At 64.2% G+C, this 5,387-nt stretch carries 8 protein-coding genes; all 8 read right to left on the bottom strand.

Features of this window, described 5'->3' with window-relative positions:
* The coding region (locus CAG11_RS32740) for a phage tail protein (RefSeq protein WP_085600817.1) at nt 1-1,449 on the bottom strand (1,449 nt) is incomplete at its 3' end.
* Nucleotides 1,446-2,135, bottom strand: coding sequence for a phage tail protein I (locus tag CAG11_RS32735; protein WP_085600815.1), 690 nt, complete (start codon nt 2,133-2,135; stop codon nt 1,446-1,448). The genes CAG11_RS32735 and CAG11_RS32740, both read right to left, overlap by 4 nt.
* 1 nt (nt 2,136) lies before the next feature.
* Nucleotides 2,137-3,018 (bottom strand): baseplate J/gp47 family protein, encoded by an 882-nt coding sequence (locus CAG11_RS32730; RefSeq protein ID WP_085600813.1) that lies wholly within the window; start codon nt 3,016-3,018, stop codon nt 2,137-2,139.
* On the bottom strand, nt 3,015-3,341 hold the full coding sequence (locus tag CAG11_RS32725) for a GPW/gp25 family protein (protein WP_085600811.1): 327 nt from the start codon (nt 3,339-3,341) through the stop codon (nt 3,015-3,017). Before CAG11_RS32725 ends, CAG11_RS32730 begins: the two co-directional genes overlap by 4 nt.
* Nucleotides 3,342-3,345: 4 nt before the next feature.
* Nucleotides 3,346-3,561: a hypothetical protein gene (locus tag CAG11_RS32720; protein ID WP_085600809.1), complete on the bottom strand. Its 216-nt coding sequence runs from the start codon at nt 3,559-3,561 to the stop codon at nt 3,346-3,348.
* Between the two features lie 43 nt (nt 3,562-3,604).
* A complete protein-coding gene (locus tag CAG11_RS32715) occupies nt 3,605-4,195 on the bottom strand; it encodes a phage baseplate assembly protein V (RefSeq protein ID WP_085600807.1) in 591 nt (196 codons plus the stop codon).
* Nucleotides 4,192-4,722 carry a hypothetical protein gene (locus tag CAG11_RS32710; RefSeq protein WP_085600804.1) on the bottom strand — a complete coding sequence of 177 codons (531 nt, stop codon included), beginning with the start codon at nt 4,720-4,722 and terminating at the stop codon, nt 4,192-4,194. The genes CAG11_RS32715 and CAG11_RS32710 overlap by 4 nt, the downstream gene beginning before the upstream one ends.
* Nucleotides 4,715-5,374, bottom strand: a complete 660-nt coding sequence (locus CAG11_RS32705) for a hypothetical protein (protein ID WP_085600802.1) — start codon at nt 5,372-5,374, stop codon at nt 4,715-4,717. Before CAG11_RS32705 ends, CAG11_RS32710 begins: the two co-directional genes overlap by 8 nt.
* Nucleotides 5,375-5,387 lie beyond the last annotated feature (13 nt).

Genomic DNA, 5,387 nt, shown 5'->3' with positions numbered 1-5,387 from the left:
GGTAAGCGTTGTACTGCCGATGGACGGCGGAATCGAAGCCGAAACCTGCACGCTAAAAACGGCGGTTGGAAAAGCAATAGGGTAGGTAAAGGTCGTAGGAGTTGTACCCACTCGTATGTTGCCCCATTGAACGATCAGGCCACTGGGTAGTTTCTGATAACCAACCGGGGCATGAACTTTCGCGAACTCAGGGACGTATTCAAGAGCCGTCGAGCCCTCTTCAAATAACCACTGATTGCCGGCCGCGATCAACACTGCGGTGGCGCCAGGCAGCATGGTAAAGCTCGACAGTTGGTTGACTCCGAATGCATTGATCTTGTGCCCGCCCTGCGCCGCGACAGTGACGGAAACCCCGTTATTGTTGTGCAGGTAATACTTGGCACCATCCTTTAGGCCGACCAGCGAGGGAAGCGTAAGTGTCCCAGAGACGCTTGCGGAAATGACAGCACGCGCACCCGCAGCGGAAGGGCTCAATGTAGTCGGCAGGGCTGGGACCAGGAAGAATCCGGCGATATTGCCTAAAGCGCGCTGCACAAACTCTGTCGTGGCCAGGGTCTTACTGACGTCAAACTGTGCTGCCGTTGGAGCAGTCGGCACCCCGGTAAACGCCGGCGAATTGATCGGCGCCAGGCCCTGGGTAACGCTCTTAAATGCCAGCGGTGTGGTGCCGAGAACAATCGGCCCATCCGTCGACAGCAGCCACAGGGTGTCAGCGCTGGCGGTGCCTTGCTCGACAGCGACCAGCAGGCCCGGAGTAACCTTTGTGCTGCTGTCTGCATCGGCGGCCCGCTTCCAGATCTCGGCCGTGACGTAGATCCCGTTGTCTTTCCCCTGGGCCTGGTCCTTCACCAGTACCCGGGAGCCTGGCGGCACCGGGACCCCGTCAATGGTCGGTGTGCCAGCCAATTGGATTGGCCCCGTAGTCGCCACCAGCACCGACGCCTTGGCGTCCTGGCGATTGACCGCGTCGGCAATCGAGTCATCGACATATTGCCGGGTGGCCAGCACCACCGCCGGATCGATTTTCAGCACCACGCTGGCCGCGCTGGAGACGATGAAGTTCATGCGCACGACCTGGGTCCGGCCAGAGCCCTGGGACATCAGCGGCTTGTAACTCGGCGCACAGTTCGCCACCGCGACCAGAGCGCCGTCGGCGTCATACAGGCCAATTTCACGAATCCACCACCCCCCCTCGTCGGCGGGGATGATCTGTTCGGCGACGATGATGTTCGGGTTAGCCGGGTCGACCGACAGCTTGTTCAGCGGCCGGCGCCGGCGCTCGTTGATCAGCCGGGTTTGCGCCCGGTCGGGGATAGGGTCGGTGCCGTTGGCATCGCCCACCCCCATCTCGGTTAGCTTCCAGGGGATGCCCAGGGCATCGGCGTTGGCCTGCTTAGCTTCGCCCGCGGCCGTGAGAATGGCGAAGAACTGACTGTTCGGGTCGATCATGGGTAAGTGTCCAGGTAGTCGATGGAATGTTCACGCCCAGGGGCGCCGATGTAGCAAGTCAGGGCAATGGCCCCTGAGGCAGGCGGGTACACGTCGACGCTGTCGGTTGAGGACTCGCGGCCGGTGTTGCCGAGGACGCCTGTCGTGACGATGTCGCGCAGCACAGGCGGATACACGTCGATTTCATCGCCGAGGTTCACCGCCACGCCGAGGTTCAGCGCGCCCTTGGTTTCCAGGCTGATCGCCAGACCGGTCAGGTGCCGAGTGACCGGCTTGGCATCGTCGATCAGGCGTTCCAGCTCGCGGTACATCTCCTCGGTGATCCCGGTTTCGAGAACGCCTACCTTCAGGGCGAAGGTCCCGGGCACGCCCTGGGGCACGGTGTTAAACCACTCGATGATCTCGATCAGGTAGCCCAAGGGCTCCACCACCCGCCGCAGCGCGCCGATGGTGCCCTTGCGGGCATGGATGAAAAACGATGCCTTGATCGCGCTACGCTTGACCGACTCCGACCAGGTCGGGTCCCAGCGGTCCACCGACCAGGCCCATGCCAGCTGCGAGAGCAGGTGAGCCGGACAGGTGTCCGGGTTGTACAGCGTGCGCAGGATGCTGGCCGTGTCCTGGGTGTTTATCGCCTCCAGGCCGCGCTCCAGCGTCGTGCTGTTGATGGGTAGTAGGCTCGGCATATCAGGCCCCCAGCTTGATGCTGTAGCCCGTGCAGTACGCCGCCTGCGCTGGGGTCGGGGCCAGGTCCTGCCATCCTGGCAACTCCACCCTGGCCACGCCGGCAACGTGTAGCTGGGCATCGATGGCAGAGCGCGCCACCTCAACGCCCAATCGCTTGCGGGGGTTCATCCAGGCTTTCAACCGACGCTCTGCCTCCACCAGCGCGGCATCGCTTTCTGGGCCCGGGCCTTTCATGTGCAACACCGCATCCACGCGGTAGCGCAACACCTGGGCGCTCTGCACCGTGACCCGATCCGCCACCGGCCGCACATCGTCATCATTGACGGCCCGGGCAACAGCAGCGAGCAGTTCATGCCCGGCGGTGCCGTCGCCCTCCAGGCTCAGCACCGACACGGTGACGCAGGCCGGGGCCGGGCTTTCTGCCGAAGCGTCCGCCACCAGCGCCGAGGCGTTACGGGCATGCAGGATGTAGCTGTTGCGAGGGCCCGCCGTGGTCAATCCCTCGTAGGCCAACTGGACGCGCTCGCGCAAGGCGTCGTCGGACTCCTTGACCTCCTCCAGCGGCGGCACAGCTAGGGGATCTCCGGGCTGGATCACCAACCGGGCCAACTTTACGTTGGCCGCCAGGTGATCCAGATCCGAGCCCTTGGCGTGGGCCAGCAGCAACGCCTTGGCCGCGTCGTTGATCCGGGCCCGCATCTGCATGTCGCCATACGCCACCAGCTCCAGTTGCTTGACGACCGGGTCACTCTCGAGCGCGGCGCTCCAGTTCTCCCCCATGGCCAGGCGGAACAGCGCCAGCTTGCGCTGGTACAACTCCTCATAGTCCAGGGGCTCCAGCACCCGCGGCGCCGGCAGGGCCGACAAGTCCAGTATGCTCATGCCGTCACCTCCAACACCGCGCTATCCCCCAGATACTGGCCGATCAATTGAAAGCTGATCTGGCCCCCCACCACCGCCACCACCTGCACCCGCTCCAGCTTCAAGCGCGGCTCCCAGCGCAACAGCGCCCGGGCCACCTCGGCCTGGACGGCGCTTTTCCAGCCGCCGGTGACGGGCAAGTCCACATAGCGCCGCAGGTCGCTGCCGTACTCCGGGCGCATCCGCCGGCTGCCCAGCGGCGTGGTCAGGATGTCCTCGATGGACTGCCTCACATGCTCAAGGCCCGACAGCGGCAGGCCCGTTCGGCGATCCATTCCGATCATCGCGTCACCCCTGAGGCTGTAGGTCCGGATGCGAACGCAGGTAATCCTGCGCCACCTGGTCGCCTGCCTCAGCCGTTACCTGGCCTTGCTTCACCTGCAGTTGCCGGCCATCCGGCAGGATCAGCACGCGGGAGGTATAGAGAGTGTCGAGGAACACCGAAGCGCCGAGCGCTGTCGGCTCCTCGCCGGTTTGCTCGGCGGGTTTCTTGGTCGTGGTCATGTTTGCTCCAGGCGAAAAAAAGCCCGCTACTGCGGGCTGCTGGTTACTGAGGGACCGCGGTCGATCCACCGCCGGGCATCACGCCCGAATGGGTATGAGTCGAACCGACGTTGACCCCGTTGTGCTTTAGGCTCGCGCCGTTGATTTGTACGTCACCGTTCAAAGTGATTTGCCCGGTCAGGGTGATGCTGCTGGCCTTACCGGTGATCGCATCATCGGTGATCACCGCCGAGCTGCCGCCGACCTGAATGGTCACGGTGCCGCTGGGCAGGCTGATGCTGTAGCTCTTGGCCTGCCAGTCGTAGACCAGCGATCCGCCATCGTCGAAGCGCCAAACCTCGACGTGGTCGCGGTTATCCGGCTGGGCTCCAGCGTTGCCATACAGCCCCGAGACGAAAGTGCCCTGAGCAGGCTCACCGCTGGGGCTGATCAAGGCCCCCTGCTCGCCCAGGCTCGGCGCCCGCCAGTGTCGGGCCTTGCCTGCGGCCTGGCTGTGCCAGCGTACCCAGGCGCTGGTCCAGCCGGCACCGTCGGATACGCGCACCATAGCGGCGGCCAGATCGACCGCGACCACGCTACAGGGAATGATCAGGCCGGCGATCATGCGGTCATGCGCTGCTGAAACGTAGCTCATGCCATCTCCTCGGGGCCCTGGTAACCGCCTTGGTGACCCGGGCCGGTGTCAGGGCTGAACCCGAACACCAGGGTTCCAGGTGGCTGGTTGGGCCAGGGCCACTCCTCGAGGCCGAGGTACAACACATGGGTCCACTCCACAGCCCACACCGCCAGGGTGTCCAGCTCGGGGCGCGTCCAATCGCGGCCAGCTCGCACAAACTCGGCGGGTTCCACCTCCACGCCCCAGGTCTGCAGGCGCAGCAGCACTGCCAACTGAGCCGCACCAAACGCGGCTTGCTGCTCGCAGTCTTCCTGCTCGGCCGCGACGATAACCCGCGCCTCGAAACGCGCCTGCACAGCCGTTTGGCCGGTCAGCTGATCCAGAGCGGGCTCAAACTCCACCAGCTCAATAACCACGGCCGGCAAGGCCACTGTTTGGAGCATGTGCGGCATGGTGCCGACATACTGCAAGTCGGGAATAGCGTCCCTAATGTGCTGCTCGATGGCGCCATACAACTGGCCAAGACTGAAAGGTTCATCAGACACGGTTACTCCCCCGCAGGTACTTTTGCAGTTCGTAGTTCAATTCCTGCTCCAGGATCACCAGCAGGCGTTCATCTGCCTTTCTGACCCACTCATTGAAGCTCGGGCGCACGTCATCGAGTGACACCTTGGCCTTGGCTAGGGGGAAGCGGTTGTCCTGCTCGGACACCCACCCCGACCCCGAGCCGAGGCCCGAGATATCGCTTTCGGGGTAGTCCCTCGCGTTGAAGTGCTTGCTGCTGGTCCTGATCCAGATATCAGGCGTGCCGCCATAGACGCGCTTGAAGAACGCGCCCTGATAGCGTCGCCCCGCCACCGATACACCGGTTCGATTCTGGCGGGCCCGACCGATCCGGCTCGACTCAATCGGGTTGATGCCGAACCACAGCCGCCCCTGCCCGTTGCCGTTGACCGAGTACGCCCGCAGGCGCTGGCGAACAGCGCCGACCACGATCCTTTCCTTGGCGCTGACCGCCCGGGCGATATGAGTTCGCAGCCAACCCAAGGTCTTGTTGATCGCCCGCCGCTGGGCCGCAGCCGCAGCCTTGGGCACCAGGGCCGCGAAGTCCTGGAACGCCCGCAGATCGGCGGCCGACGATTGCAAGGTGATCATCCCGTGCTGGGAAGCCACCCGAGCATAGCTACCGACGTTCATGGTCTAGCCCTCA

Source organism: Pseudomonas sp. B6(2017) (assembly GCF_002112765.1).
GTDB lineage: Bacteria > Pseudomonadota > Gammaproteobacteria > Pseudomonadales > Pseudomonadaceae > Aquipseudomonas > Aquipseudomonas piscis.
This window is presented reverse-complemented; position numbering and strand designations above follow the sequence as displayed.